Here is a 26,992-nt window from a genome sequence, read left to right as displayed (position 1 = left end):
TGATGTCCCGACCGTCGTGAAAAGCAGCGGGGCAAGCCCCGCTCTACAACAGCGGCGCGGCCGATAGTCCCTCCCGCCGTGTGAGGGGGGCAGCGAACGAAGCCACGACCGGAACGAATCCGAAGACGCGGCATGACCGCCGCTACACCGGCGGCACCTCCAGCGCCAGCGTCTCCTTGACCTCCTCCATCACGATGTAGCTCTTCGACTCGCGCACGTGCGGCAGGGTCAGCAGGCTGCTGCCGAGCAGCTTGCGGTACGACGCCATCTCCGAGATGCGCGCCTTGATCAGGTAGTCGAAGTCGCCCGACATCAGGTGGCACTCCAGCACGTTCGGCAGCTTCAGCGCCGCGCGTCGGAACTCCTCGAAGATGTCGCCGGACTTGTAGGCCAGGCTGATCTGCACGAACACCAGCAGGCCCGCCTCCAGGTGGTGCGGATTGAGCCGCGCGTAATAGCCCTCGATCACCCCGTCGCGCTCCAGCCGGCGCACCCGCTCCGTGCACGGCGTGGTCGACAGCCCGACCCGCTCGCCCAGCTCGGTGAAGGAGATCCGCCCCTCCTGCTGGAGGATGCGCAGGATGTGCCGGTCGATGCGGTCCAGCTCGCGCTGGCGGGCCGGTCGTGGACTGGGCATGGAAACCTCCGCTGGAAGCGTTTCTGGCAGGAAGAACAACTGGTTCACCGACAAAATACGGAAAAAATCGCCACGAAACCACCAATACAATGCGCGCATTGCCGGCGCCGCCCCCATTCATGCAGTGGAAGCGCCTGAATAGAGGAAAGAGACGATGCAGCGCGTTCTGGTTCTGGGCAGTGGCGTGATCGGGGTGGCGACCGCGTGGTACCTCTCGCGCGCCGGCTTCGAAGTGACCGTGGTCGACCGCGAGGCCGGCCCGGCCCGTGCCACCAGCTTCGCCAACGCCGGGCAGATCTCGCCCGGCTACGCCTCCCCCTGGGCCGCACCCGGCGTACCGCTGAAGGCGCTCAAGTGGCTGTTCCAGAGGCACGCCCCGCTGGCGATCAGGCCGACCCTCGACCCGGACCAGTACCTGTGGCTGGCGCAGATGCTGCGCAACTGCACCGCCGGCCGCTACGCGGTGAACAAGGAGCGCATGGTCCGCCTGGCCGAGTACAGCCGCGACTGCATGGACGAGCTGCGCCAGGAGACCGGCCTGGCCTGGGAAGGCCGCCGCCTCGGCACCACCCAGCTGTTCCGCACCCAGGCCCAGCTCGACGCCGCCGCCCGCGACATCGCCGTGCTGGAAGAGGCCGGCGTGCCGTACGAAGTGCTCGACCGCGCCGGTATCGCCCGCGTCGAACCGGCGCTGGCCGCCGCCGGCGACCTGCTCGCCGGCGCCCTGCGCCTGCCCGGCGACCAGACCGGCGACTGCCAGCTGTTCTGCGAGCGCCTGGCCGCGCTGGCCAGCCTGCGCGGCGTCGAGTTCCGCTACGGCGCCAACATCGAGGCGATCGAGTCCGACGGCGAGCGCGTCACCGGCGTGCGCATCGACGGCAAGCTGGAGACCGCCGACCGCTACGTGCTGGCGCTCGGCAGCTGGTCGCCGAAGCTGCTCAAGCCGCTGGGCATCCGCCTGCCGGTGTACCCGCTGAAGGGCTACTCGCTGACCATCCCGATCACCGACGCGGCGATGGCCCCGGTCTCCACCGTGCTCGACGAGACCTACAAGATCGCCATCACCCGCTTCGACCGCCGCATCCGCGTCGGCGGCATGGCCGAGGTCTCCGGCTTCGACCTGTCGCTGGATCCGCGCCGCCGCGCCACCCTCGAGAAGTGCGTGCGCGACCTGTACCCGAAGGGTGGCGACATCGAACGCGCCGATTTCTGGACCGGCCTGCGGCCGGCCACCCCGGACGGCACCCCCGTCGTCGGCCCGACCGCGCTGCGCAACCTGTACCTCAACACCGGCCACGGCACACTCGGCTGGACCATGGCCTGCGGCTCCGGCCGCTACCTGGCCGACGTGATCGCCCACCGCCCGACCCAGATCAGCCGCGAAGGCCTCGACATCTCGCGCTACGGCGGCAGCACCGTCGCCGATGCCGGCGGCGAGCCGATTCCGGCGACAATGTCGCGGTAAGCCGGGTTTTCCCCCGAACCCGATGCCCGGCGCGCCACGCGCGCCGGAACGACAGGAGCTGTTCCCCCGCATGCGTCCCGCCCGCGCCCTGATCGACCTGGAAGCCCTGCGCCACAACTACCGCCTGGCGCGCCGCCTCGGCGGCGGCCGCGCGCTGGCGGTGGTGAAGGCCGATGCCTACGGCCACGGCGCCGTGCGTTGCGCCGCCGCGCTGGAGCCGGAAGCCGACGGCTTCGCCGTGGCCTGCATCGAGGAAGCGCTGGTGCTGCGCGAGGCCGGCATCCGCAAGCCGATCCTGCTGCTGGAAGGCTTCTTCGAAGCCAGCGAACTGCCGCTGCTGCTCGAACACGACCTGTGGACGGTGGTGCACGCGCCGTGGCAGGTCGAAGCGCTGGAACGCACCCCGTTGCCGCGGCCGCTGCGCGTGTGGCTGAAGCTGGATTCGGGCATGCACCGCGTCGGCATCGACGCCGTTTCCTACGCCGACACCTGGCGCAGGCTGCAGGCGCTGCCGCACGTCGAGGTGGCGGTGAAGATGAGCCACTTCTCGCGCGCCGACGAGCTGGACTGCGCGCGCACCGGCGAGCAGCTGGCCACCTTCGCCGCGGCCACCGCCGGCCTCGCCGGCGAGACCAGCATCTGCAACTCGCCGGCGCTGCTGGGCTGGCCCGACGCGCGCGCCGACTGGGCGCGGCCGGGGCTGATGCTCTACGGCGTCTCGCCGTTCGCGCAGGCGCACGAACCGGCGTCGCAGCTGCGCCCGGTGATGACGCTGGAGTCGAAGGTGATCGCGGTGCGCGAGCTGCCTGCCGGCGAGCCGGTGGGCTATGGCGCACGCTTCGTCACCCAGGCCCCGACCCGCATCGGCGTGGTGGCGATGGGCTATGCCGACGGCTATCCGCAGTTCGCGGTCAACGGCACGCCGGTGGCGATCGACGGCCGCCCCGGCCGGCTCGCGGGCCGCGTGTCGATGGACATGCTTACCGTCGACCTCACCGACCACCCGCAAGCCGGTGTCGGCAGCCACGTCGAGCTGTGGGGCAACCAGGTCCCGGCCGCCGAAGTCGTCGCCCACAGCCAGACCAGCAGCTACCGCCTGCTGTGCGCGGTGAAGCGCGTGCCGCTCGAGTACCGCGGCTGAGCGTCGCGCGCCCGCACGCCGGGCGCGGTGCCTGCATGCGGGTGCCGTGACCGGCGGCACCGCACCACACACACAATCGAACAGCGCCGGCCGTACCCCATGTGCGGCCATGAGGGAGCCAGCGATCCGGAAAGCGCAACCGCGCGGCTCCGGGCGCCTGCTCGAGGTCCGGCTGCAGTCGATGCGCGCGACCTATCATTCCAACGGACAGAACCGCGCGGCGGCGGGCTTCGATCTCGCCGACGGATTCGAAGCTGCGGTTGCGCATGCCGTCGCAGGCGCGCAGCATCGACGGTTGGCGACCTTCCGGAGGAACCTGCGATGACCGAACGCCTGGCCTCCTGCACCTGCGGCCAGCTCAGCGCCCGCGTGCGCGGCGAGCCGCTGCGCAATTCGATCTGCCATTGTCTGGCCTGCCAGCGCCGCAGCGGCGGGGTGTTCGCGGTGCAGGCGCGGTTCCAGGCGGAGGCGGTGGAGGTCAGCGGGCGCAGCAGCGAATACCCGCGCATCGGCGACGAAGGCACCACGGCGCGCTTCCATTTCTGCCCGGTGTGCGGCGACACGGTCTATTACCTGATGGATGCGTTGCCGGACGCGGTGGCGATCCCGGTCGGCGCGTTCGCCGATCCGGATTTCCCGCCGCCGACGGTGTCGGTCTACGGCGTGCGCCGGCATGCATGGGTGCAGTTGCCACCTAGCATCGAAGAGCTCGACTGAACCCGTTGCCGCCGCGCCCCCTGTAGAGTCGGGCTTGCCCGACTCCCGCGCCTGCCGGAACGACGTGGCAGGAACAGCAGCGGGGCAAGCCCCGCCCCCTACGACACAGCAATCGGACGCCTCATGAAACGCGTCACCGGCATTGGCGGCATCTTCTTCAAGGCGAAGGACCCGGCGGCATTGGGCGCCTGGTACGCGAAGCACCTGGGCCTGGACGTCACCGGCTGGGGCGGCGCGCTGTTCCGCTGGGGCGGGGAGGGCAGCGAGGCCGGGATCACGGTGTGGAGTCCGTTCGCGCAGCACACCCGGTACATGGAACCGGGCACGGCCTCCTTCATGATCAACTACCGCGTCGCCGACCTGGACGCGCTGCTGGCCGCCCTGCGCAGCGAAGGCTGCAACGTGCTGGACAGGACCGAGGAGTCGGAGCAGGGCAGGTTCGGCTGGGTGGTCGATCCGGAAGGCAACAAGATCGAACTGTGGCAGCCGGCACCGGGCATGTGATGCGGCGTCGCCGTGCGGCGGTGCGACCGCCGGCAACCCAGCATCCCACCGGCGGGCTTGGCGGTGCCGCCGCGAGGGAGTGAAATGTCGCGCCTGGACCCTACTCCCCCGAGGAACACTTCCATGGAATACCGCTATCTCGGCCGTTCCGGCTTCCGCGTCCCCGTCCTGAGCTTCGGCACCGGCACCTTCGGTGGCAGCGGCGCGCTGTTCAGCGCCTGGGGCAGCACCGACGTCGCCGAAGCGCGGCGCCTGGTCGACATCTGCCTGGAGGCCGGCCTCAACATGTTCGACAGCGCCGACGTGTATTCGAAAGGCGCGGCCGAGTCGATCCTCGGCGAGGCGATCAAGGGCCGCCCGCGCGACTCGCTGATCATCTCGACCAAGGCCACCTTCCGCTTCGGCGAGGGCGAGAACCAGGTCGGCTCCTCTCGCTACCACCTGATCAACGCGGTCGACGCGGCGCTGAAGCGGCTGGGCACCGACTACATCGACCTGTTCCAGCTGCACGGCTTCGACGCGCGCCCGCCTGTGGAGGAAGTGCTGTCGACCCTCGACAACCTGGTGAAGGCCGGCAAGATCCGTTACCTGGGCGTGTCCAACTTCTCCGGCTGGCACCTGATGAAGTCGCTGGCCACCGCCGACCGCTACGGCTGGACCCGCTACGTGGCGCACCAGGCCTACTACTCGCTGGTTGGCCGCGACTACGAGTGGGAGCTGATGCCGCTGGCGCACGACCAGGGCGTGGGCACGGTGGTGTGGAGTCCGCTGGGCTGGGGTCGCCTCACCGGCAAGCTGCGCCGCGGCCAGCCGCTGCCCGAATCCAGCCGCCTGCGTTCGCAGACCGCGGTCGACTCCGGCCCGCAGGTGCCTGAGGAATACCTGTTCCGCGTGGTCGACGCGCTGGACGAGGTCGCCGCCGAAACCGGCAGGACCGTGCCGCAGGTGGCGCTGAACTGGCTGCTGCAACGGCCGACCGTGTCCAGCGTGATCATCGGCGCGCGCAACGAGGAGCAGCTGAAGCAGAACCTCGGCGCGGTGGGCTGGAACCTCACCGCCGCGCAGGTGGCCAGGCTCGATGCCGCCAGCGAGGTGCAGAAGCCGTATCCGTACTGGCACCAGTCCGCGTTCAAGTACCGCAACCCGACGCCGCTTGACTGAGCCGTACGCGCCGACGCGGGAGCCGGGCTTGCCCGGCCCTGCCGGTGCAGCGGTGCATCCGCCCGTGCTCAGGCCGGGCGGATGCGGCCGCGCGCATCGACCGGGAAGCGCGCCCGCCGGCCCTGGTAGTAGTACGAGGCACGCCAGGTGCCGGCGTCCTCGCCGGTGCCGCGCTCGCACAGCACCGCGATCCGGCCGTCGTCCATCAGCCGGCGGAAGCTGTCCACGTCCAGGTCGAGCGCGCGGGCGACCTGGCGGCCGTCGATTTCCAGCTGAGGTGAAGGCATGCGCCGGTCCCGTCCTGACCCGCAGGATCGCCGCCGGTGGCCGCCTCTGCCTTGATCCCGGTCAGGTGACGGCCATTCGGCGGCAGGACCGGCGGCGGCCCCCGCGACCCGGCCGCGACAGCGATCACCGATAATGGCCGCCCCCCGACTCCCAGCCGTGCCGCGTGACCGCCGACGACGAACCCCTCAAGGCCCTGCTGCTGCCGTTCGACAGTGGCGCGCTGCCGTGGCCGTCGCAGGGAGCGATCGCCTTCCTGCGCGCTCGCGACGGCTGGCCGCTGCGCCGCCGTCCGCTCGCCAACCTGCGCTGCGAGCAGGGCTTCCGCCCGCTGGCCGACGGCCTGCGCCAGGCCGGGCTGGAGGCGCAGCCGGAACTGCAGGGCGCCGGCGAGGCCGCGCTGGTGCTGGTGCTGCCGCCGCGCCAGCGCGAGGAGGCGCAGGCGCTGCTGGCCCGCGCCGTCGACCTGGCGGCGCCGGGCGCGCGCGTGGTCGCCGCCGCCGCCAACGACGAGGGCGCGCGCTCGCGTGAGAAGGACCTGCAGCAGCTGGCCGGCGTCGACGGCACGCTGACCAAGTTCCACTGCCGCGTGTTCTGGACGCCGCCGCTGGCCGGGCCGCGCGATGCGGAACTGGCCGCGCGCTGGCGCGTCGCCGATGCGCCGCGGCTGATCCTGGGCGGACGCTATACCAGCCGTCCGGGCGTGTTCGCCTGGGACCGCATCGACCCGGCCTCGGCGCTGCTGGCGGCGCACCTGCCGGCCGACCTGCGCGGCCGCGGCGCCGACCTGGGCGCAGGCTGGGGCTACCTTTCCGACGAGGTCCTGGGCCGCGCGCCGGCGGTGCAGGCGCTGGACCTGTACGAGGCCGAGGCGCGCGCGCTGGAGCTGGCCCGCGGCAACCTCGCCGCGCACGCGACCAGGGTCGCGCTCGGCTTCCACTGGCACGACGTCACCGCCGGCCTGCCCGCGGACGGTTACGACTTCATCGTCAGCAACCCGCCGTTCCACGCCCACGACCGCGGCGACCGGCCCGAACTGGGCCAACGCTTCATCGAGGTCGCCGCGCAGGCGCTGCGGCCGGGCGGACGGCTGCTGATGGTGGCCAACCGCCACCTGCCGTACGAGGCCACGCTGGTGCAGGCCTTCGACGCGACGCGGGTGCTGGCCGAGGGCGGCGGATTCAAGGTGATCGAGGCGACGAAGGGAGCGCAGCGTTGAGCAAGTCGATGAAACTGGTGAAGCACCTGGCCAACCTCGGCTATGGCAGCCGCAAGGAAGTGGCCTGGATGTTCCGCGAAGGCCGCGTCACCGACGCCGCCGGCGAGGTGCTGTACCAGGACGATCCGCTGGACCACGACAACGTGCGCGTGGACGGCGAGCCGCTGGACCCGCCACCGGGCCTGGTGGTGATGCTGCACAAGCCGGCCGGCTACACCTGCTCGACCAAGGACAAGGGCCGCATCGTCTACGACCTGCTGCCGCCGCGCTTCCGCCTGCGCGACCCGGTGCTGTCCACGGTCGGCCGCCTGGACCGCGACACCACCGGCCTGCTCCTGCTCACCGACGACGGCGCGCTGCTGCACCGGATCGTCTCGCCGAAATCGCGCCTGCCCAAGGTGTACGAAGCCACCCTGGCGCGGGACCTGCGCGGCGACGAGGCCGAACTGTTCGCCAGCGGCACGCTGATGCTGGAATCGGAAAGCACGCCGCTGCTGCCGGCGGGACTGGAAGTGCTGGGCCCGCGCCGCGCGCGCCTGGTCCTGCACGAGGGCCGCTACCACCAGGTGCGGCGCATGTTCGCCGCGACCGGCAACCACGTCGAGGCGCTGCATCGACCGCAGGTCGGCGGGCTGGCCCTGGACGGGCTGCCGGAAGGGCAGTGGCGCGCGCTTGACGAAGGCGACGTGGCGCGGCTGTTCGCCGGGGCGACGCCGTGAGCCCGGTGCCCGGCGTCGCCCCGCTGCCGTTCGCGCCGCAGGCGGTGGTGTTCGACATGGACGGGCTGATGCTCGACAGCGAGCGCGCGATCAACGCCTGCATGGCCCGCGCCGCGCGCGAGCTGGGCCACGACCTGCCGGACGCGCTGTGGCTGGCGATGGTCGGCAGGGGCGAGGCGGTGTGCCGGGCGATGCTGGCCGGGCGCGTCGGCGAGGACGCGGCCGATGCGCTGCTGGCCCGCTCCGGCGCGCTGTACGACGCGGTGGCCGCGGCCGGCATCGACCACCGGCCCGGCATCGTCGAGCTGCTGCGGCTGCTGGTCGCGCGCGGCATCCCGCGCGCGGTGGCGACCTCCACGCGCCGGCCACTGGCCATCGCCAAGCTCCGGGCGGCCGGGCTGCTGGACTACTTCGACGCGGTCTGCACCAGCAGCGACGTGGCCCGGCCCAAGCCGGCGCCGGACGTGTACCTGCTGGCCGCCGAGCGGCTCGGCGTGGAGCCGGCGCGCTGCTTGGTGCTGGAGGATTCGCCCACCGGCGTGCGTGCGGCGCTGGCCGCCGGCATGACCCCGGTGCAGGTGCCGGACATGCTGGCCCCGGACGAGGAAGTGCGCGCGCTGGGCCACCGCATCGTCGCCTCGCTGGCCGAGGCGCAGCGGCTGCTGGAAGCGCGGCTGGCGGAAGAAGCCTGAATCCGCCGCGCCGGATCGGCGCGCAGCGGTACCGTTCGCGCCCTGGATCAGGACGCCGCGTCGTCCTCGAACAGCCTGCGCCAGCCCTCGTGGCCGAGCCTGCGCAGGGTCTCGTAGTTGCGCTCGACGATCGGGTCCGGCTCCGGGTATGCCTCCACCGCCCGATCGATGCTTTCCTCGCGCAGCAGGTGCAGGGTGGGGTAGGGCGAGCGGTTGCTGAAGTTCTCGATGTCGTCCGGACGGCTGTCGGCGAACTGGTAGTCCGGATGGAAGCTGGCGACCTGCAGGATGCCGTCCAGTTCCAGCGTCTCGACCAGCGCGTCGGCCTCATCGAGGAAATCGTTGTAGTCCATGAAGTCCTGCAGCACGTGCGGATGCACCAGCAGGGTGGTGTCGGTGTGCGAAGCCGGGGTGTCGCGCAGGCGCAGCAGTTCCTCGCCAAGGTGCTCCAGCAGCTGCTCCGGCGTGGTCGCGTCGCTGTACTCGAAGCGCACCTGCTCGCGCACGTACACCGACTTGGCGAACGGACACAGGTTCAGGCCGATCACCGCCTTCTCCACCCAGCGGCGGGTGGATTCGAGGACTTCGCCGGCGCCGGGAGGCAGCGCGTTCGCGTCGTAGCCGGCCATCAGTCGCGGAAGTTCTCGAACTGCAGCGGGATGCCGAAGTCGCCCTTGCGCAGCAGGGCGATGGCCTCCTGCAGGTCGTCGCGCTTCTTGCCGTTGACCCGCAGCTTGTCGCCGTTGATCTGGCTGTCGACCTTGAGTTTGGCGTCCTTCAGCGCGCCCTGGATCTTCTTCGCGGTCTCGCGCTCGATGCCCTGCTTGACCGTTACCTTCTGCCGGGCGCCGGCCAGGTTGGTCTCGATGTCGCCGAACTCCAGGCAGCGGATGTCGATCCCGCGCGCGGTGAGGCGCTGCTTGAGGATGTCGGTCATCTGCTTGAGCTGGAAGTCGCTGGGCGCCGACTGGCTGATGGTGTTGTCTTCGAGGGCGAACTTCGCGTCCACGCCCTTGAAGTCGAAGCGGGTGGTCAGCTCGCGGCTGGCCTGGTCGACGGCGTTGGTCAGCTCGTGGCGGTCGACTTCGGAGACGATGTCGAAGGAGGGCATGTCGGGCACCGGTTGGGAACGGGAACGGCGCGGGGCCGTGCGGCATTATCCCATCCGCCGCCGCGCACCGGCCACTTTCACGCCGCGGCCCAAGTGCAGACGCCCTTGTAGGCGACGCGTGCGCCGAGCGCGCGGTAGAACTCGACCGCGCGGGTGTTGCCGTGCTCCACGCCCCAGCGGACGAAACCATGGCCGTCGCGGTCGCGGATCGCCGCCAGTTCCTGCATCAGCAGGCGGCCGATGCCGCGCGAACGGTGTTCCGGCACCACGAACAGGTCGTCGAGCAGGATCACGCTCTGCCCGCGCCAGATCGAATAGCCCAGGGTGTACGTGGCGTAGCCACAGGTGCGGCCCGCATGTTCGGCCAGCAGCGCGTGGAAGCGCGGCGGCGTGGCGGCGCAGTCGCTGGCCAGGGTGGCCACGTCGGTGCGGATGTCGGCGGCCGACCCTTCCAGCGTGCCCAGTTCGTGCATCAGCTCGCGCAGCCGCGGCATGTCGGCGGCGACGGCGGGACGGATCGACCAGCCCGGCGGCAGCGCGTTCATGCCCGCGCCTCCGCGTTGCCGGCCAGGCGCGCGATGTCCGCCGGCGCGCGCAGGCGCACGCGCGGGCCGCAGGCCTCCAGCGCGGCCAGCGGCATGTAGCCCCAGCCCACCGCGCCGAAGGCCATGCCGGCGGCGTGCGCGGCCTCGCCGTCGCCAAGCTGGTCGCCCACATAGAGCACGCGCTGCGGGGCGAGGCCGGCGCGGCGCGCCAGTCGCGACAGCTTGGCCGCCTTGCCGAACAGGGAAACGCCGCACACGGCCTGCTCGAACAGCGCCCAGTCGCGCGGGCCCAGCACCTGCTCGCAGGTGTCGCGCGAATTGGAGGTCAGCAGGGCCAGGCGCACGCCGCTGGCGTGCAGTTCGCGCAGGGCCTCGGGCACGCCCGGGAACGCCGCCACCGAGGCGCGGCGCCGGGCCATGATCCGCCGCGCCTGGTGCACGATCAGCGGCAGCCGCCACGCCGGCACCTTGAGGTGCCGGATCAGCCCGCGTGCGTCGAGCTGGCGCAGTTCCTCGACCTGTTCCGGTTCGATCCGGGCGAAGCCGTGGCGGGCGGCCAGTTCGTTGTGCACTTCCAGGAACAGCGCGAACGAATCCACCAGGGTGCCGTCGAAGTCGAAGGCGACCAGGTCCCAGGGCGGGGAGGAGCCGGGCGGGGTGGGAGTGCTCATGGCGGAGGGGCGATCCGGGGGAAGCGCATCATCCGGACGCGGGCGGATGCCTGCTTGAACGGATGGGCTAGGATGCGCCGCGACGGCATCGGAAGGGGGCAGGCGTGGCAGGGGGCGACGGGCAGGCGCGGCGTGGGGTCACCGACGGTGGCCGCGTGGTGATGTGGAGCGGCGGCAGCCTGTGGACCAGCCGCGGCACCGGTCACGTGCCCGCCCACGCGCACCACGCGCTGCAGCTGGTCCTGTCGCCGCAGCGGCCGGCGCGCGTGCAGGCCGGCGACGCCTGGACTGGCGGCCACCTGCTGCTGGTGCCGCCCGACCTGGTGCACGCCTTCGACGGCATGGGCGCCGACGTGGCGATGGTGTTCGTCGCCCCCGAATCGATGGCCGGGCGCATGCTGCTGGCCGCGCATGGCAGTGGCGCGGTGGCGGTGCTGGAGGATGCGCGAGTGCTGGCACAGGCCGACGCCCTGCTCGGACTGGCCCACGGCCAGGCCGATGCATCCGCGCTGGAGACGGCGGCGCGCGCCATCATCGACCTTCTCACTGGCGCGCTGCCCGGCGGCGATGCGCCGGATCCGCGCATCGGCCGCGTCCTCGAATGGCTGGAGCGCAACGCCGACGGTCCACTGGCCCTGGCCGACGCCGCCGCGGTGGCGCACCTGTCGCCGAGCCGCTTCCGCCACCTGTTCGTGCAGCACACCGGCGTGCCGTTCCGCACCCACGTGCTGTGGACTCGCCTCAACCGCGCGGTAGCCGAGCGCCTGGCGGGCCGTTCGTGGACCGAGGCGGCGCAGCGCTCGGGCTTCGCCGACCAGGCCCACCTCACCCGTACCTGCCGGCGCATGTTCGGCGTGGCGCCGACCATGTTCGGAGGTCCGCGCGGACCATAGCGTCCCGGCGACCACGACTTCCCTCACGCGCATGCCGCCGCGGAACCGCGGACAATGCGCGGATGACGCCTCCCCGCTCGAACCTGGCCGCCGCCGGCTGGATGATCGCCGCCGTGGCCAGCTTCTCGCTGATGGACGCGGGCATGAAGCTGCTGTCGGCGCACTACCCGCCGCTGCAGGTGACCCTGCTGCGCGGCGCCGCCTCGCTGCCCTTCGTGCTGGCCTGGGTGCTGGCCACCGCCGGGCCGCGCTCGATCGTGCCGGTGCGCTGGGGCCTGCACCTGCTGCGCGGCGTGCTGGGCATGGCGATGATCGGCTGCTTCGTTTTCGCGCTGAAGCGGATGCCGTTGTCCACCGCGTACACGATCTATTTCGTCGCGCCGCTGCTGGTGGCGGCGCTGTCGGTACCGGTGCTGGGCGAACATGTCGGGCCACGGCGCTGGACCGCGATCGCCATCGGCCTGGTCGGCGTCATCGTGGTGCTGCGGCCGGGCACCGACGGGCTGGTCTCGTTCCCCGGCCTGATGGTGCTGCTGGCGGCCACCGCCTACGCGGTCGCCGCGGTGACGGTGAGCCTGCTGACCCGCACCGACACGCCGCAGTCGATGGTGGTGTGGTTCCTGCTGATCATGGCCGTGGGCGCCGGCGTCGCCGCGATTCCCGGCTGGGTGTCGCTGTGCCTGGAACATGGCTGGCTGATCCTGGGCATGGGCCTGGCCGGGGCGCTGGGCCAGATCGCGCTGACCGCGGCGTTCATGCGCGGCGACGCGTCGATGATCGCGCCGCTGGAGTACACCGGCTTGGTCTGGGTGATCGGCTGGGACTGGCTGCTTTGGCGCACGCTGCCCGATGCCTGGACCTGGGCCGGTGCGGCGATCATCGTCGCCAGCGGGTTGTACCTGCTGCGCCGCGAGCGGGTGACCCGCGCCGCCCGCTGCGCGCCGCTCGATCATTCGTGACCACCGCGGCGTGACGCGGCGTCGCACCGGTGTGGGTTAGCCTGCAGGCTGGCCTTCCGGGACGCCCCCATGCCCCTGCTGCTGGCCGTGCCGCTGGCGATCCTGCTGGCGCTGTCGCTGCTCCTGGTGCTGCTGCCGCTGTCGCTGTGGCAGCGCTGGCGCCTGGCCGGTTCGCGCCGGCGCGCGCGCACCTGGGCGCTGGCGCTGGCGTGGTGGTCCTCGCTGGGCTCGAGCCTGCTGTTCCTGCTGTTCGTGCTGGTGGCCGGGCACTTCTGGCCATCGGCCTGGGCCTACGTGGCGCTGGCGTATCCGGCGGGCCTGCTGCTGGGCCTGCTCGGCCACGCGCTGACCCGTTTCGAACCGACCCCGCAGGGCCTGTACTACCGCTCCAGCCGCTTCCTTGCGCTGGGCCTGGTGTTGCTGGTGGCGGTACGGATCGGCGCGGGGCTGGTGCAGGGCGTGCACAGCGGCTTCGGCGCGGGCTGGCCGGACAGCAGCTGGCTCAGCCACGCCGGCCTGCTGGCGATGGGCGCGCTGCTGCTGGGCTATGCGACGGCACAGTCGCTGGGCCTGTACCGGCGCGTGCGCCGCTTCGAACGCCACCGCGGCTACGACCGATCGCCGGGCTGAGGACATTCCTGCGCATGAACGAACGGGCCCCGCGGGGCCCGTTCGCCATCATCCGGTGGAACCGTCACGTCAGAAGCGCGCGCCGATGCCGACGCCCACGGTCCACGGATCCAGCTCCAGCTTTTCGCCGGTGCCTTCGCCGGCGACGCGGACCTCCGGGCGGCCGTGCATGTAGCGCACGTCGGTGCGGGCGAACCAGGTCGGGTTGATGTTGAAGTCCATGCCGACCGTGCCGATCGCGCCCCTGGCGTTGGACAGGCCCACGTGCGGGCCGTCGCCGCCGATGTCCTCGTTGCTGAAGTTGGACTCGTAGTAGCCCACGCCCACGAACGGGCGGAACACGCTGTCGGCCTGGCCGAAGTGCCACTGGCCGCTCAGCGCGATCGGCTGCTGCTGCACGGTGCCCAGCTTGCCGACGCCGTCCTGGCGCACGCGGTGGTCGAACTTGTCGGCCGCGCCCCACAGTTCGACGGCGAGGTTGTCATTGGCGTACCAGCTGGCGCTCAGCGTCGGCGCCGGGCTGCCGTCGACGCGCAGGCCGTTGCCCGGGTCGGACGGGTTCATGTGGGCGAAGCCGCCGGTGACGGCGAAGCGCTTGCCGGAGGCGGTGTCGGTGCTGGTGTCCTGGGCGAAGGCGGAGCCGGCCGCCAGCGCCGGGATCAAAGCCAGGGAGAGGATTCGAATGGACCGCATGGGGGAGTCTCCTGTTGTTGTTCTGCTGCCCTTGGAGTGGGCGCGCACGACCGTAGTGGCGCGTGGATGAACCTCCGCAGGCTCGCCGGCGCATGTCGTCGCGGTGGTTCAGGCAAACGCCGGCAGGCCGCACGGTTGCGTGGTCGCGAGGCGCCACGGGGTTCATGCAGCTCAGCGGCTGGTGATCGCGGCGGCGCCCCCGAGCGGCATCGATGCGCCGTGAAATGCGGCGCGCGCGGTCGGGAATGCCACACGCTCCAACATGCGCATGCGTACTGAAACACGCTGTCGCGCCATGCGGACAGTCACCGCTGAAACCTGTCCGGGACAGGCTTCATGGGACATCCGGGCCCTTGCCGCGGGAGGTTGGCGGGTGGGGCGAGGCCGGACACAATAGGGGTCTTTCCCCCACGCATAACCGCCGGAGTCCTGGCATGTCCGAAATCAAGGAAGCGCGCGTCCCCGACATCGGGGATTACAGCGACGTCCCCGTCATCGAAGTGCTCGTCGCCCCAGGCGACACCGTCGCCAAGGACCAGGGCCTGGTGACGCTGGAGTCGGACAAGGCCACGCTGGAAGTGCCCGCGCCGTTCGCCGGCGTGGTCAAGGAACTGAAGGTCAAGCTCGGCGACACCCTCTCCGAGGGCAGCGTCGTGGCGCTGATCGAGACGGCCGGCGACGCCGCGCCGGCCGCGCCGAAGGCGGAGCCGGCCAAGGCCGAAGCGCCCGCCGCACCGGTGAAGACCGCCGAGACCGGGGCCAAGGTCGAGCCGGTGGCGCCGTCGACCGCCCCCGACAAGCTGGCCCAGCGCGAGATCGCGCAGGCCAATGCGCCGACGCCTACCGGCAGCGATCCGGAAGCCAATCCGCCGCGCACCCCGCCGGTGGAGTTCAACGCCGACAGCGTGCTGCCGGAGAAGGTGCCCTACGCCTCGCCGGCGGTGCGCCTGTTCGCGCGCGAGCTGGGCGTGGACCTGTTCCAGGTCAAGGGCAGCGAACGCGGCGGCCGGATCACGAAGGAAGACGTGCAGCGCTACGTCAAGGCCGCGCTCGCCGGCGGTGCTTCGCCGTCGGCGCCGGCCGGCGCCGTGGCGGGTGGCGGCGGCCTCAACCTGCTGCCGTGGCCGAAGGTGGACTTCGGCAAGTTCGGCGAGACCGAGGTCCAGCCGCTGTCGCGGATCAAGAAGATCTCCGGCGCCAACCTCGCCCGCAACTGGGCGATGATCCCGCACGTCACCCAGTTCGACCAGGCCGACATCACCGACCTGGAAGAGCTGCGCGTGCAGCTCAACAAGGAGCAGGAGAAGGCCAGGTCCGGCATCAAGCTGACCATGCTGGCCTTCCTGCTGAAGGCCTCGGTCGCCGCGCTGAAGCAGTTCCCCGAGTTCAACGCCTCGCTGGACGAGAGCGGCGAGAACCTGACGCTCAAGAAGTACTTCCACATCGGCTTCGCCGCCGACACGCCGAACGGCCTGGTCGTGCCGGTGATCCGCGACGTCGACCGCAAGGGCGTGCTGCAGATCGCCCTGGAAATGGGCGAGCTGGCGAAGAAGGCGCGCGAGGGCAAGCTCGGCCCGGCGGACATGCAGGGCGGCTGCTTCTCGATCAGCTCGCTGGGCGGCATCGGCGGCACCGCCTTCACCCCGATCATCAATGCGCCGGAAGTGGCGATCCTCGGCGTGTCCAGGTCCAGCTTCCAGCCGGTGTGGGACGGCAAGCAGTTCCAGCCGCGCCTGACCCTGCCGCTGTCGCTGAGCTATGACCATCGCGTGATCGACGGCGCTGCCGCCGCACGCTTCACCAGCTACCTGTCGCAGGTCCTCGCCGACATGCGCCGCGTGCTGCTGTAAGGAGGCGGACATGGCGAATACTGTCGAGGTAAAGGTCCCGGACATCGGCGACTACAGCGACGTGCCGGTCATCGAGGTGCTGGTGGCCGTGGGCGACACGGTGAAGAAGGACCAAGGCCTGGTCACGCTGGAGTCGGACAAGGCGACGCTGGAAGTGCCGTCCTCGGCCGACGGCGTGGTCAAGGAAGTGAAGGTCAAGGTCGGCGACAAGCTGTCCGAAGGCAGCGTCGTGGTGGTGCTGGAGGCCGAAGGCGCCGGTGCCGCTGCCGAAGCGCCGAAGGCCGCTGCTGCGTCCGCCGCGGCTCCGGCTGCGCCGGCCAGGGCGGCCGAGCCCGCCGCTGCGCCAGCCGCGGCGCCGGCACCCGCTGCCGTCGGCAGCGCCGGCCCGGTCGAGGTCAAGGTCCCCGACATCGGCGACTACAGCGACGTTCCGGTGATCGAGGTGCTGGTCGCCGTCGGCGACACGGTGAAGAAGGACCAGGGCCTGGTCACCCTGGAATCGGACAAGGCGACGCTGGAAGTGCCGTCTTCGGCCGATGGCGTGGTCAAGGAGGTCAAGGTCAAGGTCGGCGACACCCTGTCCGAGGGCGACGTGGTCGTGGTGCTGGAAGGCACCGGCGCTGCCGCCGCCCAGGCCCCGGTCGCGCCGGGCAGCAAGCCGCCGGTGACGCCGTCGCACCGCGCCCCGGCCGAGCCGCCGGCGCCGAAGCCGGCGCTGTCCACCGGCAAGCCGGCGGACATCGAGTGCCGCATCGTCGTGCTCGGCGCCGGTCCCGGGGGCTACACCGCCGCGTTCCGCGCCGCCGACCTGGGCCTGGATACGGTGCTGATCGAGCGCTACGCCAGCCTCGGCGGCGTGTGCCTCAACGTCGGCTGCATCCCGTCCAAGGCGCTGCTGCATTCGGCGGCGATCATCGAGGAAGCCGCGCATGCCGACGAGTGCGGCATCGAGTTCCCGGCGCCGAAGATCCACCTGGACAAGCTGCGCACGTACAAGGAAAAGGTCGTCGGCCAGCTGACGAAGGGCCTGGCCGGCATGGCGAAGCAGCGCAAGGTGCGGACCGTGCAGGGCGTGGCGAAGTTCGTCTCGCCGACCGAGCTGGAGATCGTTGGCGACGACGGCAGGACCCAGCTGCTGCGCTTCGAGCAGTGCATCATCGCCGCCGGCTCGCAGGCGGTGAAGCTGCCGAACTTCCCGTGGGACGACCCGCGGATCATGGATTCCACCGACGCGCTGGAACTGGCCGAGGTGCCGAAGAAGCTGCTGGTCGTCGGCGGCGGCATCATCGGCCTGGAGATGGCCACCGTGTACAGCGCCCTGGGTGCGCAGGTGACCGTGGTCGAGTTCATGGACCAGCTGATGCCGGGCGCCGACAAGGACCTGGTCAAGCCGCTGGCCGACCGCCTGAAGAAGCAGGGCATCGCGGTGCACCTGAAGACCAAGGCGTCCGGGGTGAAGGCCGAAAAGAAGGGCATCACCGTGACCTTCGAGTCGGCCACCGAGGGCGAGAAGCCGGCGCTGGAATCGGGTACCTGGGACCGCGTGCTGGTCGCCGTCGGCCGCGCGCCGAACGGGAAGAAGATCGACGCCGAGAAGGCCGGCGTGCAGGTCAGCGAGCGCGGCTTCATCCCGGTCGACCGGCAGATGCGCACCAACGTGCCGCACATCTTCGCGATCGGCGACATCGTCGGTAACCCGATGCTGGCCCACAAGGCCACGCACGAGGGCAAGCTGGCGGCGGAAGTGGCCGCGGGCGAGAAGAAGGAGTGGGTGGCGCGGGTGATCCCGTCGGTGGCCTACACCAGCCCGGAGATCGCCTGGGTCGGCGTCACCGAGACCGAAGCCAGGGCCAAGGGGCTGAAGGTCGGCGTGGGCAAGTTCCCGTGGGCGGCCAGCGGCCGCGCGATCGGCATCGGCCGCACCGAGGGCTTCACCAAGCTCATCTTCGACGAGGCGACGCATCGCATCATCGGTGCGGGCATCGTCGGCGTGCATGCCGGCGACCTGATCTCGGAGCTGGCGCTGGCGATCGAGATGGGCGCGGAGGCCGGCGACATCGGCGCGACCGTGCATCCGCACCCGACGCTGGGCGAGACGGTGGCGATGGCCGCCGAGGTCTACGAAGGCACGATCACCGACCTGTACATCCCGAAGAAGAAGTAAGCGGGATCGTGCGATCGGCATGGAGAAACCCCGGCGACTGCCGGGGTTTGTTTTTGGGTCTGCCGGGATTGTCTGATGGGCAGGGCGAGGGGAGCGGTGGCTGGAGCGCCCCCCGGTGGGACACCTGCCGCCACTCATGTCCCGCGGCTCCGGCCTGCGGCCGGGGCCTCCTCCTTTACTTCGCGTCGGCAGGCATCGCACCGGGGCGTGCCGCGGCAGCCAGCCTTTCGACAGCGGGCGTCGCAGGCGCGTGCCGCGGACGGGGGGTGCGATTACTGAAGCTGCGCACCTGCGCGCCCTGCATTGGCACGGCTGCCGACGCGGGTCAGGAGTGCTGCCTCAGAACGCCAGGGTCACGCCCACCACCGGGCCCTTGAAGCGCTGGTCCCAGCCGGCGATGCCGTCACGGATGCCGTCGCCGCTGACGCTGCGCTTCACGTCCAGGCGGTACCATTCGTAGCCGGCGAACAGGCCGAAGTTGGGATTGAAGCGGTACTCGGCGATGGCGTTGGCGCGGGTGATGCTGCCGTCGTAGTCGTTGAAGTCGCCCCAGTCGGCGTCGAGGTACTGGCCCTGCAGGTTGAGCAGCCAGCGCTCGCCGGGACGGGCGGTGAAGCGCACGCCGACGACCGGGGCGTAGCCGTCCTCGCTGGCGCTGTCGGTCCAGCGGTCGTCGCCGGCTTCCGCCACCAGGGTGGCCTTGGCCTTGGCCCATTCGGCGCCGATCTGCAGGCCGAGGCTGAAGCTGTCGTTCTCGACCACGGCGAAGTCGTAGACCAGGGTCGCCAGCTGGAAGTCGAGTCCGGCCTCGGCATAGCTGCCGGCGGGAATGGTGGTGTCGTCGAAGGAGATGTCCTCGCCGAGGGTCTCGCGCCGCTTCTTGTCGTAGTTGAAGTAGTCGAAGACCAGGCGGTGGCGGTCGCCCATGCGGAACACGCCGTCCACGCGCGGCACCCATTCCTCGCTGCCGAAGTCGAAGGTCTCGGAGAAGCGGTAGGGCTGGTCCTGGTAGGTGGTCGAGGCGGAGAGGGTGGTCTCGGCATGGGCGTTCAGCGCGCCCAGGCGCAGGGTAAAGCGGTCGGCTTCCTGGGCGTGGGCGGCGGGGATGGCCAGCAGGGCGAAGGGCAGGACGGCGAGGACGGCGGAACGCATGGGGCGTGGAGGTCCTTGGGTGGGTGGAGACCTCCATGGTTCCGGCCGGGTGGTCCATGGCTGGTGACGCCGGCATGGATGCCGGGTGAAAAACGCCGGCGATCGCGCAGCCAACGTGGCCGCAGCGGCAAATAAAAAGGCCCCGGGTGGGGTCCGGGGCCTGCAGGGACTGGACCGACGAGGTTCTCCGTCCCTGCAGGGATCGACCGGCCGGCCGCGCGGAAGTTCCATACGCCTGTTCTGCGACCTTCGGCGGTTGTCCCGGAAAATGTCCCACTGCTATACTTTTGCGGCTCGACAGGGCGCGTTTGCGCCCGGCCTCCCGCCGACTCCCGCAGGTAACCGTCTCGTGCTGAATTCCGTTGCCGCAGGCCGGCGACAGGCCGGCCGCGCGATCGCCTGGCAGGTAGTGGCGACGCTGCTGGTCGCGCTGGCATGCCTCTGGAAGGGGCAGGGCTGGGCCGCGGCCGCGCTCGTGGGCGGTGGCTCGGTGGTCCTGGCGGGATGGGTTTCGGCCCGGATAGCACTGGGGGGCGGCGTGGATGCCGCGGTCCCGGCGCTGGCCAGGCTGGTGGCCGGGGTGCTGGCCAAGTGGCTGGTCCTGGTCGCGGCGCTGTCGCTGGGCGTGATCGCCCTGGGGCTGCACCCGCTGCCGATGCTGGCCGCGGCTGCGGCGGTACTGGCGGCGCAGATGGTCGCGCTGGCGGTCCGCCGCTGACGCTGACCGCTTCATCAATCAGGTTGTTAGAACAGGAAAAACGGACCCATGTCGGCTGAGGCGGAACTGACCCCAACCAGCTACATCCAGCACCACCTGAAGAACCTGACCCAGCCCCTGGGCGAAGGCAGCTTCTGGACGCTGAACGTGGACACCTTCGTGACCGCGGTGCTCATGGGCCTGCTCATGGTGTTCCTGTTCTGGCTGGCGACCCGCAAGGCCACCGCCGGCGTGCCGGGCAAGTGGCAGGCCTTCGTCGAGATCTGCCTTGAATTCGTCGACCGCCAGGCCCGCGACACCTACCACGGGACCAGCAAGCTGGTGACGCCGATCGCGATCACCCTGTTCTTCTGGATCCTGTTGATGAACCTCATCAAGATGGTCCCGGCCGACTTCATCGCCAAGCCGCTGGAGTGGGTGGGCGTGCACTACTGGAAGCCGGTGCCGACCGCCGACGTCAACGCCACCCTCGGCATGTCGTTCAGCGTGTTCTTCCTGATGCTGTTCTTCGCCCTGCGCGCCAAGGGCCTGGGCCACTTCACCGCCGAGTTCCTGACCGCGCCGTTCGGCAAGTGGATGATGCCGTTCAACCTCATCCTCAACATCGTCGAATGGCTCAGCAAGCCGATCTCGCTGGCGATGCGACTGTTCGGCAACATGTTCGGCGGCGAGATCGTGTTCCTGCTGATCTGGGTGCTCGGCGGCGCCGGCATCGCCGGCATGTTCGCCGGCGCGGCCTTCGGCTTCGGCTGGATGATCTTCCACCTGCTGGTGATCCCGCTGCAGGCGTTCATCTTCATGATGCTGTCGATCGTGTACCTCAGCCTGTCCGAAGACAGCCACTGATTTCCCCTGCGTTCCACCCTTCGTTCCCACCGCTTCACCACTCAAGCAATCCGTTCCGGAGAAAACCATGGAAACCGCACTGACCGCCCTCGCTTCCGTCCAGGCTTCGACCGTTCTGGCCATCGGCATCATGATCGGCCTGGCCGCGCTGGGCGCCGGCCTGGGTCTGGCCATCATGGCCGGCAAGTTCCTGGAGTCGGCCGCCCGCCAGCCGGAACTGATCCCGGTGCTGCAGGTCCGCATGTTCATCACTGCCGGCCTGATCGACGCCGCGTTCATCATCTCGGTCGCCGTCGGCCTGCTGTTCGCCTTCGCCAGCCCGTTCCTGGTCGGCGGCCTGGCCCCGTAATTGCCGGTCCGGATCGGCATTCCTACGGCTCTGCCGCCGCCCGCTAGCGCGGAGCGGCGGCAGCAAGCAGGCGTCCTGGCGGCCATCGCGGCCGCAGGCGCCCTGAGCACAGGCAGAGCGCACCCATGAGCATCAATCTGACCCTTTTCGCCCAGGCGCTGGCTTTTGCCGCGCTGATCTGGCTGATCGCCACCAAGATCTGGCCGCCGCTGCTCAAGGCCATCGAGGAGCGCCAGCAGAAGATCGCCGAGGGCCTGGCCGCGGCCGACCGCAGCCAGAAGGACCTGGCGCAGGCGCAGGACAAGGTCAACGAGCTGCTGAAGGAAGCCCGCGTCAAGGCCAACGAGATCATCGACCAGGCCCACGCGCGCGCCAACCAGATCGTCGACGCGGCCCGCGAGGAAGCGATCGCCGAGGCCAACCGCCAGAAGGCGCTCGCCCAGGCCGAGATCGACGCGTCCGCCAACCGCGCCCGCGAGGAGCTGCGCAAGCAGGTCTCCGTGCTGGTGGTGAGCGGCGCCGAGAAGCTGCTGCGTCGCGAGATCGACGCCAACGTCCACAAGTCGCTGCTGGACGAACTGGCTGCCGAGATCTGACGACATGAGCCAGGCCCTCACCCTTGCCCGTCCCTACGCCCGCGCCGCCCATGCGGTCGCGCGCGACGAAGGCCGCGTGGAAGCGTGGTCGCAGGCCCTGGGCTTCTCCGCCCAGGTCGCCGCCGACCCGCGCGTGGCCGGTCTGCTGCTCAATCCGGAGCTGGGCAGCGACCAGGCGGTCGCGCTGCTGGCCCCGGAGGGCGCGGACGCCGCGTTCACCCGCTTCCTGGCCCTGCTGGCCGACGCCGGCCGCCTGCCGCTGCTGGCCGAGATCGCCGGGCTGTTCGAGCAGCTGCGCGCCGAGGACCAGCGCGTGGTCCGCGCCACCGTGACCTCCGCCACCGAGCTGTCGGCGCAGGAGCTGGACAAGCTCCGGGAGGCGCTCAAGCGCCGTTTCGGCCGCGACGTGGAGATCCAGACGGCGGTGGACGCCGGCCTGATCGGCGGCGCGGTGATCGACGCCGGCGACGTGGTCATCGACGGCTCGCTCAAGGGCAAGCTGGCGCGCCTGCAGACGGCGCTGGCCGGCTGACGGACCGCTCCAGACAGTTCACTTTTCAGGTCGCAGACCCGCCAGGGCGCGCGACTCCAAGGAAACCAACATGGCTACCACGCTCAACCCCTCCGAAATCAGCGACCTGATCAAGACCCGCATCGAGCAGGTCAAGCTGTCCGCCGAGGCCCGCAACGAAGGCACCGTGACCTCGGTCGCCGACGGCATCGTGCGCATCTTCGGCCTGGCCGACGTGATGCAGGGCGAAATGATCGAGCTGCCGGGCAACACCTACGCGCTGGCCCTGAACCTGGAGCGCGACTCGGTCGGCGCCGTGGTCCTGGGCGACTACGAGCACCTGCGCGAGGGCGACGTGGCCAAGACCACCGGCCGCATCCTCGAGGTGCCGGTCGGTCCGGAGCTGCTGGGCCGCGTGGTCAACGCCCTGGGCGAGCCGATCGACGGCAAGGGCCCGATCAACGCCAAGCTGACCGCGCCGGTCGAGCGCGTCGCCCCGGGCGTGATCTGGCGCAAGTCGGTCGACCAGCCGGTGCAGACCGGCTACAAGTCGGTCGACGCGATGATCCCGATCGGCCGCGGCCAGCGCGAGCTGATCATCGGCGACCGCCAGACCGGCAAGACCGCCATGGCGATCGACGCGGTGATCAACCAGAAGGGCACCGGCATCAAGTGCGTGTACGTGGCGATCGGCCAGAAGGCCTCGACCGTCGCCAACATCGTGCGCAAGCTCGAGGAGAACGGCGCGCTGGCCCACACCGTGGTCGTCGCCGCCACCGCCTCCGAGTCGGCCGCCATGCAGTACATCTCGGCCTACGCCGGCTGCACCATGGGCGAGTACTTCATGGACCGCGGCCAGGACGCGCTGATCGTGTACGACGACCTGTCCAAGCAGGCCGTCGCCTACCGCCAGATCTCGCTGCTGCTGAAGCGCCCGCCGGGCCGCGAAGCCTACCCGGGCGACGTGTTCTACCTGCACTCGCGCCTGCTGGAGCGCGCCGCGCGCGTGTCCGAGGAGTACGTCGAGAAGTTCACCAATGGCGAGGTCAAGGGCCAGACCGGTTCGCTGACCGCGCTGCCGATCATCGAGACCCAGGCCGGCGACGTGTCCGCGTTCGTGCCGACCAACGTGATCTCGATCACCGACGGCCAGATCTTCCTGGAAACCGACCTGTTCAACGCCGGCATCCGCCCGGCCGTGAACGCCGGTATCTCGGTGTCGCGCGTCGGCGGCGCCGCCCAGACCAAGATCATCAAGAAGCTGTCCGGCGGCATCCGCATCTCGCTGGCGCAGTACCGCGAGCTGGCGGCGTTCGCCCAGTTCGCCTCGGACCTGGACGAAGCGACCCGCAAGCAGCTGGAGCGCGGCCAGCGCGTCACCGAGCTGATGAAGCAGAAGCAGTACCTGCCGATGTCGATCGCCAACCAGGCGCTGTCGATCTACGCCGTCAACGAGGGTTACCTCGACGACGTGCCGGTGAACAAGATCGGCGCCTTCGAGGAGGGCCTGCACGCCCACTTCGCCAACACCGCCGGCGAGCTGGTCGAGAAGATCAACAGCACCGGCGCCTGGAACGACGAGATCGAGGCGGCCTTCAAGAAGGGCATCGCCGAGTTCAAGCAGACCGGTACCTGGTAAGCCGCGCGGCGGGCATGCCCGCCGGGTAGACGCAACCAAGTCCAACGGCGGGCCCCCGGGCCCGCCCCACGGGAAGAAGAGATGGCTGGCGGACGCGAAATCAAAACCAAGATCAAGAGCGTGCAGAACACCCGCAAGGTGACCCGCGCGCTGGAGATGGTCTCGGCCTCCAAGATCCGCAAGGCGCAGGACCGGATGCGGACCTCGCGCCCGTACGCGCATGCGATGAAGCAGGTCATCGGCCACCTGGCCCAGGCCAGCACCGACTACCAGCACCCGTTCCTGGTCGAGCGCGAGCAGGTCAAGCGCGTCGGCTACATCGTCGTGTCCTCCGACCGCGGGCTGGCCGGCGGCCTCAACAACAACCTGTTCCGCAAGCTGCTGGGCGAGATCCGCCAGCACAACGACCAGGGCGTCGAGGTCGACATGGTCACCATCGGCCAGAAGGCGCAGGCCTTCTTCCGCCGGATCAAGGTGAACATGGTCGGCAGCGTCTCCCACCTGGGCGACGTCCCGCACCTGGACGACCTGGTCGGCGTGATCAAGGTGATGCTGGACGCGTACACCGAAGGCAAGGTCGACCGCGTGTACGTGGTCTACAACCACTTCGTGAACACGATGAGCCAGAAGGCCACCTTCGACCAGCTGCTGCCGCTGCCGGCGGCGCAGGCCGGGGTGCCGAACCACGACTGGGACTACATCTACGAGCCCGACGCGGCCACGGTGCTGGACCACGTGATCACCCGCTACATCGAGTCGCTGGTGTACCAGGCGGTGCTGGAGAACGTCGCTTCGGAGCACGCGGCGCGCATGGTGGCGATGAAGGCCGCCAGCGACAACGCGACCAAGCTGATCGGCACGCTGAACCTGGTCTACAACAAGGCCCGCCAGGCCGCGATCACCCAGGAAATCTCCGAGATCGTGGGCGGCGCCGCGGCGGTCTGATCCAAATCCATCGGGAGCCTCGCGCAGCCGCGCGGGGCCCGGAAGAAAAACCTTCGGCGACCCGGGTCGCGAGAATTTAGAGAGTCTGAGGAAACCACCATGAGTCAGGGCAAGATCGTTCAGATCATCGGCGCCGTCGTCGACGTCGAGTTCCCGCGTGCCGAAGTGCCGAAGGTGTACGACGCGCTGAAGGTCGAGAACACCGCCATCACCCTCGAAGTCCAGCAGCAGCTGGGCGACGGCGTGGTCCGCACCATCGCGCTGGGTTCGACCGACGGCCTGAAGCGCAACCTGGTCGCCACCAACACCGGCCGCGCGATCTCGGTCCCGGTCGGCGCCGGCACCCTGGGCCGCATCATGGACGTGCTGGGCAACGCGATCGACGAGGCCGGTCCGGTGCAGGCTTCCGACCACTGGGAGATCCACCGCGCCGCCCCGTCCTACGAGGACCAGTCCTCGGCCACCGAGCTGCTGGAAACCGGCATCAAGGTCATCGACCTGATGTGCCCGTTCGCCAAGGGCGGCAAGGTCGGCCTGTTCGGCGGCGCCGGCGTCGGCAAGACCGTCAACATGATGGAGCTGATCAACAACATCGCCAAGGCGCACAGCGGCCTGTCCGTGTTCGCCGGCGTGGGCGAGCGTACCCGCGAGGGCAACGACTTCTACCACGAGATGAAGGACTCCAACGTCCTCGACAAGGTGGCGATGGTGTACGGCCAGATGAACGAGCCGCCGGGCAACCGCCTGCGCGTCGCGCTGACCGGCCTGACCATGGCCGAGTACTTCCGCGACGAGAAGGACGAGTCGGGCAAGGGCAAGGACGTGCTGCTGTTCGTCGACAACATCTACCGCTACACGCTGGCCGGTACCGAAGTGTCGGCGCTGCTGGGCCGCATGCCGTCGGCGGTGGGCTACCAGCCGACCCTGGCCGAGGAAATGGGCGTCCTGCAGGAGCGCATCACCTCGACCAAGACCGGTTCGATCACCTCGATCCAGGCCGTGTACGTGCCCGCGGACGACCTGACCGACCCGTCGCCGGCGACCACCTTCGCCCACCTCGACGCCACCGTCGTGCTGTCGCGTAACATCGCCGCGCTGGGTATCTACCCGGCCGTCGACCCGCTGGACTCGACCAGCCGCCAGCTGGACCCGAACGTCATCGGCCACGAGCACTACGACACCGCCCGCCGCGTGCAGGCCACGCTCCAGAAGTACAAGGAGCTGAAGGACATCATCGCGATCCTGGGCATGGACGAGCTGTCGGAAGAGGACAAGCTGGCCGTGTCGCGCGCCCGCAAGATCGAGCGCTTCTTCAGCCAGCCGTTCCACGTGGCGGAAGTCTTCACCGGTTCGCCGGGCAAGTACGTGTCGCTGAAGGACACCATCCGCGGCTTCAAGGGCATCGTGGACGGCGAGTACGACCACCTGCCGGAGCAGGCCTTCTACATGGTCGGCACCATCGAGGAAGCCGTCGAGAAGGCGAAGAAGATCGCCTGAGTGCGATCTTCTCCGGACACTGAGCACAGCGAGGCAGCATGAGCACCATCCGTTGCGACATCGTCAGCGCCGAGCAGGAGATCTTCCACGGCGAGGCCACCCTGGTCGTGGCCACCGGCGAGCTGGGCGAGCTGGGCATCGCGCCGCGGCACGCGCCGCTGATCACGCGGCTGAAGCCGGGCAAGGTGGTGGTGACGCTGCCCGACGGCTCGCAGCTGGACTTCGCCATTTCCGGCGGCATCCTCGAGGTGCAGCCGCAGGTGGTGACGGTGCTGGCCGACACCGCGATCCGCGCCGAGGACATCGACGAGGCGTCGGTGCGCAAGGCCAAGGAAGAGGCCGAGCGCGCGCTGGCCGGCCGCAGCGAGGCGATGGACGTGGCCGAGGCGCAGCAGCGCCTGGCCGAGGTCACCGCCCAGCTGCAGGCCCTCGAGCGTCTGCGCCGCAACCTCAAGCACTGACGACCCGTTCCGGCCCAGGCCGGGCATGGTTCCGCGAACGCCGGCCCCTGGGCCGGCGTTCTGCGTTTCTGGGACAGCACCGGTCGCAACAGCAACAGCAACAGCGTTGGGTGTGCGGGTTTCGGAGGGAGCCGCGGCAGCGCGGGGGGCGCCGGGAATGAACGAGGGCGCTGGCGACGTGCGGCGCGTCGCCACGCGCCAGCTGCCTCGCCGCATTGTCAG

The 26,992-nt window shown here is 70.3% G+C and carries 30 protein-coding genes; 22 read left to right on the top strand and 8 right to left on the bottom strand.

The features are described 5' to 3' along the window. Positions 1-142: 142 nt before the first annotated feature. Positions 143-637 carry a winged helix-turn-helix transcriptional regulator gene (locus M503_RS0114525; protein ID WP_028916763.1) on the bottom strand — a complete coding sequence of 165 codons (495 nt, stop codon included), beginning with the start codon at positions 635-637 and terminating at the stop codon, positions 143-145. Positions 638-791: 154 nt separating this feature from the next. Here M503_RS0114525 and M503_RS0114520 point away from each other — a divergent pair, with 154 nt between their 5' ends. From M503_RS0114520 to M503_RS0114500, 5 genes are all read left to right on the top strand, one after another. Further along, positions 792-2,102: a D-amino acid dehydrogenase gene (locus M503_RS0114520; RefSeq protein WP_037061525.1), complete on the top strand. Its 1,311-nt coding sequence runs from the start codon at positions 792-794 to the stop codon at positions 2,100-2,102. 70 nt (positions 2,103-2,172) lie between these two features. Continuing rightward, complete coding sequence (gene alr / locus M503_RS0114515) at positions 2,173-3,243, top strand: alanine racemase (protein WP_028920132.1); 1,071 nt, start codon at positions 2,173-2,175, stop codon at positions 3,241-3,243. Positions 3,244-3,564: 321 nt separating this feature from the next. After that, positions 3,565-3,960, top strand: a complete 396-nt coding sequence (locus tag M503_RS0114510) for a GFA family protein (protein ID WP_028920133.1) — start codon at positions 3,565-3,567, stop codon at positions 3,958-3,960. Positions 3,961-4,083: 123 nt separating this feature from the next. Then, a complete protein-coding gene (locus tag M503_RS0114505) occupies positions 4,084-4,464 on the top strand; it encodes a VOC family protein (RefSeq protein ID WP_028920134.1) in 381 nt (126 codons plus the stop codon). A gap of 123 nt (positions 4,465-4,587) precedes the next feature. Continuing rightward, entirely contained in the window at positions 4,588-5,625 is a 1,038-nt protein-coding gene (locus M503_RS0114500) for an aldo/keto reductase (protein WP_028916767.1), read from the top strand. Positions 5,626-5,693: 68 nt separating this feature from the next. Here M503_RS0114500 and M503_RS0114495 read toward each other — a convergent pair whose 3' ends face one another. Further along, complete coding sequence (locus M503_RS0114495) at positions 5,694-5,912, bottom strand: DUF6522 family protein (RefSeq protein ID WP_028920135.1); 219 nt, start codon at positions 5,910-5,912, stop codon at positions 5,694-5,696. 164 nt (positions 5,913-6,076) lie between these two features. Here M503_RS0114495 and M503_RS0114490 point away from each other — a divergent pair, with 164 nt between their 5' ends. The 3 genes from M503_RS0114490 to M503_RS0114480 are packed head-to-tail and all read left to right on the top strand — an operon-like array spanning position 6,077 to position 8,540. Then, the gene (locus tag M503_RS0114490) at positions 6,077-7,129 is read left to right on the top strand and encodes a class I SAM-dependent methyltransferase (protein WP_028920136.1); all 1,053 of its coding nucleotides are present in this window, start codon (positions 6,077-6,079) and stop codon (positions 7,127-7,129) included. Between the two features lie 8 nt (positions 7,130-7,137). After that, positions 7,138-7,848 (top strand): pseudouridine synthase, encoded by a 711-nt coding sequence (locus M503_RS0114485; protein ID WP_028916770.1) that lies wholly within the window; start codon positions 7,138-7,140, stop codon positions 7,846-7,848. 5 nt (positions 7,849-7,853) lie between these two features. Then, on the top strand, positions 7,854-8,540 hold the full coding sequence (locus tag M503_RS0114480) for an HAD family hydrolase (RefSeq protein ID WP_037061561.1): 687 nt from the start codon (positions 7,854-7,856) through the stop codon (positions 8,538-8,540). A gap of 47 nt (positions 8,541-8,587) precedes the next feature. Here the strand turns inward: M503_RS0114480 and M503_RS0114475 are convergent, their stop codons facing one another. The 4 genes from M503_RS0114475 to M503_RS0114460 all read right to left on the bottom strand — a co-directional run bounded on the left by M503_RS0114475 (position 8,588) and on the right by M503_RS0114460 (position 10,867). Further along, entirely contained in the window at positions 8,588-9,169 is a 582-nt protein-coding gene (locus M503_RS0114475) for a DUF1415 domain-containing protein (protein ID WP_051414649.1), read from the bottom strand. Next, entirely contained in the window at positions 9,169-9,651 is a 483-nt protein-coding gene (locus M503_RS0114470) for a YajQ family cyclic di-GMP-binding protein (RefSeq protein ID WP_024869960.1), read from the bottom strand. Before M503_RS0114470 ends, M503_RS0114475 begins: the two co-directional genes overlap by 1 nt. 77 nt (positions 9,652-9,728) lie before the next feature. Beyond that, positions 9,729-10,196, bottom strand: coding sequence for a GNAT family N-acetyltransferase (locus tag M503_RS16935; RefSeq protein ID WP_051414648.1), 468 nt, complete (start codon positions 10,194-10,196; stop codon positions 9,729-9,731). Continuing rightward, positions 10,193-10,867, bottom strand: a complete 675-nt coding sequence (locus tag M503_RS0114460) for an HAD hydrolase-like protein (protein WP_028920139.1) — start codon at positions 10,865-10,867, stop codon at positions 10,193-10,195. Before M503_RS0114460 ends, M503_RS16935 begins: the two co-directional genes overlap by 4 nt. A gap of 104 nt (positions 10,868-10,971) precedes the next feature. Here M503_RS0114460 and M503_RS0114455 point away from each other — a divergent pair, with 104 nt between their 5' ends. The 3 genes from M503_RS0114455 to M503_RS0114445 all read left to right on the top strand — a co-directional run bounded on the left by M503_RS0114455 (position 10,972) and on the right by M503_RS0114445 (position 13,349). Next, positions 10,972-11,760 (top strand): AraC family transcriptional regulator, encoded by a 789-nt coding sequence (locus M503_RS0114455; protein WP_028920140.1) that lies wholly within the window; start codon positions 10,972-10,974, stop codon positions 11,758-11,760. 62 nt (positions 11,761-11,822) lie between these two features. Then, positions 11,823-12,719 carry a DMT family transporter gene (locus M503_RS0114450; protein ID WP_028920141.1) on the top strand — a complete coding sequence of 299 codons (897 nt, stop codon included), beginning with the start codon at positions 11,823-11,825 and terminating at the stop codon, positions 12,717-12,719. 69 nt (positions 12,720-12,788) lie between these two features. Beyond that, positions 12,789-13,349: a hypothetical protein gene (locus M503_RS0114445; RefSeq protein ID WP_028920142.1), complete on the top strand. Its 561-nt coding sequence runs from the start codon at positions 12,789-12,791 to the stop codon at positions 13,347-13,349. Positions 13,350-13,418: 69 nt separating this feature from the next. Here the strand turns inward: M503_RS0114445 and M503_RS0114440 are convergent, their stop codons facing one another. After that, on the bottom strand, positions 13,419-14,042 hold the full coding sequence (locus M503_RS0114440; RefSeq protein WP_028920143.1) for an OmpW/AlkL family protein: 624 nt from the start codon (positions 14,040-14,042) through the stop codon (positions 13,419-13,421). Between the two features lie 434 nt (positions 14,043-14,476). On the opposite strand from M503_RS0114440, the gene M503_RS0114435 reads away from it, so the two are divergent. Both M503_RS0114435 and lpdA read left to right on the top strand, forming a co-directional pair. Then, positions 14,477-15,892: a dihydrolipoyllysine-residue acetyltransferase gene (locus M503_RS0114435; RefSeq protein ID WP_028920144.1), complete on the top strand. Its 1,416-nt coding sequence runs from the start codon at positions 14,477-14,479 to the stop codon at positions 15,890-15,892. Positions 15,893-15,902: 10 nt separating this feature from the next. Beyond that, the gene (gene lpdA, locus M503_RS0114430; RefSeq protein WP_081721071.1) at positions 15,903-18,056 is read left to right on the top strand and encodes a dihydrolipoyl dehydrogenase; all 2,154 of its coding nucleotides are present in this window, start codon (positions 15,903-15,905) and stop codon (positions 18,054-18,056) included. 339 nt (positions 18,057-18,395) lie between these two features. Here lpdA and M503_RS0114425 read toward each other — a convergent pair whose 3' ends face one another. After that, positions 18,396-19,208 (bottom strand): hypothetical protein, encoded by an 813-nt coding sequence (locus M503_RS0114425; protein WP_024869951.1) that lies wholly within the window; start codon positions 19,206-19,208, stop codon positions 18,396-18,398. Between the two features lie 349 nt (positions 19,209-19,557). Between M503_RS0114425 and M503_RS0114420 the strand changes: the two genes are divergently transcribed. The 9 genes from M503_RS0114420 to M503_RS0114380 all read left to right on the top strand — a co-directional run bounded on the left by M503_RS0114420 (position 19,558) and on the right by M503_RS0114380 (position 26,770). After that, positions 19,558-19,926 carry an ATP synthase subunit I gene (locus M503_RS0114420; protein ID WP_024869950.1) on the top strand — a complete coding sequence of 123 codons (369 nt, stop codon included), beginning with the start codon at positions 19,558-19,560 and terminating at the stop codon, positions 19,924-19,926. Positions 19,927-19,974: 48 nt separating this feature from the next. Then, complete coding sequence (gene atpB, locus M503_RS0114415; protein WP_024869949.1) at positions 19,975-20,772, top strand: F0F1 ATP synthase subunit A; 798 nt, start codon at positions 19,975-19,977, stop codon at positions 20,770-20,772. A gap of 67 nt (positions 20,773-20,839) precedes the next feature. Next, positions 20,840-21,121 carry a F0F1 ATP synthase subunit C gene (gene atpE, locus M503_RS0114410; RefSeq protein ID WP_013534007.1) on the top strand — a complete coding sequence of 94 codons (282 nt, stop codon included), beginning with the start codon at positions 20,840-20,842 and terminating at the stop codon, positions 21,119-21,121. A gap of 125 nt (positions 21,122-21,246) precedes the next feature. Next, on the top strand, positions 21,247-21,717 hold the full coding sequence (locus tag M503_RS0114405) for a F0F1 ATP synthase subunit B (protein WP_028920148.1): 471 nt from the start codon (positions 21,247-21,249) through the stop codon (positions 21,715-21,717). Between the two features lie 4 nt (positions 21,718-21,721). Further along, a complete protein-coding gene (locus tag M503_RS0114400; protein WP_024869947.1) occupies positions 21,722-22,249 on the top strand; it encodes a F0F1 ATP synthase subunit delta in 528 nt (175 codons plus the stop codon). Between the two features lie 70 nt (positions 22,250-22,319). Beyond that, positions 22,320-23,867, top strand: a complete 1,548-nt coding sequence (atpA, locus tag M503_RS0114395; RefSeq protein ID WP_028920149.1) for a F0F1 ATP synthase subunit alpha — start codon at positions 22,320-22,322, stop codon at positions 23,865-23,867. A gap of 81 nt (positions 23,868-23,948) precedes the next feature. Next, positions 23,949-24,812, top strand: a complete 864-nt coding sequence (atpG, locus tag M503_RS0114390; protein WP_024869945.1) for a F0F1 ATP synthase subunit gamma — start codon at positions 23,949-23,951, stop codon at positions 24,810-24,812. Between the two features lie 99 nt (positions 24,813-24,911). Beyond that, a complete protein-coding gene (atpD, locus tag M503_RS0114385) occupies positions 24,912-26,309 on the top strand; it encodes a F0F1 ATP synthase subunit beta (protein ID WP_024869944.1) in 1,398 nt (465 codons plus the stop codon). A 38-nt stretch (positions 26,310-26,347) separates the two neighbouring features. Continuing rightward, positions 26,348-26,770, top strand: coding sequence for a F0F1 ATP synthase subunit epsilon (locus M503_RS0114380; RefSeq protein ID WP_024869943.1), 423 nt, complete (start codon positions 26,348-26,350; stop codon positions 26,768-26,770). Positions 26,771-26,992 lie beyond the last annotated feature (222 nt).

Origin of the sequence: Pseudoxanthomonas suwonensis J47 (assembly GCF_000513955.1) — a bacterium.
Taxonomy (GTDB): domain Bacteria; phylum Pseudomonadota; class Gammaproteobacteria; order Xanthomonadales; family Xanthomonadaceae; genus Pseudoxanthomonas; species Pseudoxanthomonas suwonensis_C.
The sequence above is the reverse complement of the archived record's forward strand: the minus strand, read 5'-3'. Positions and strand labels throughout refer to the sequence as shown.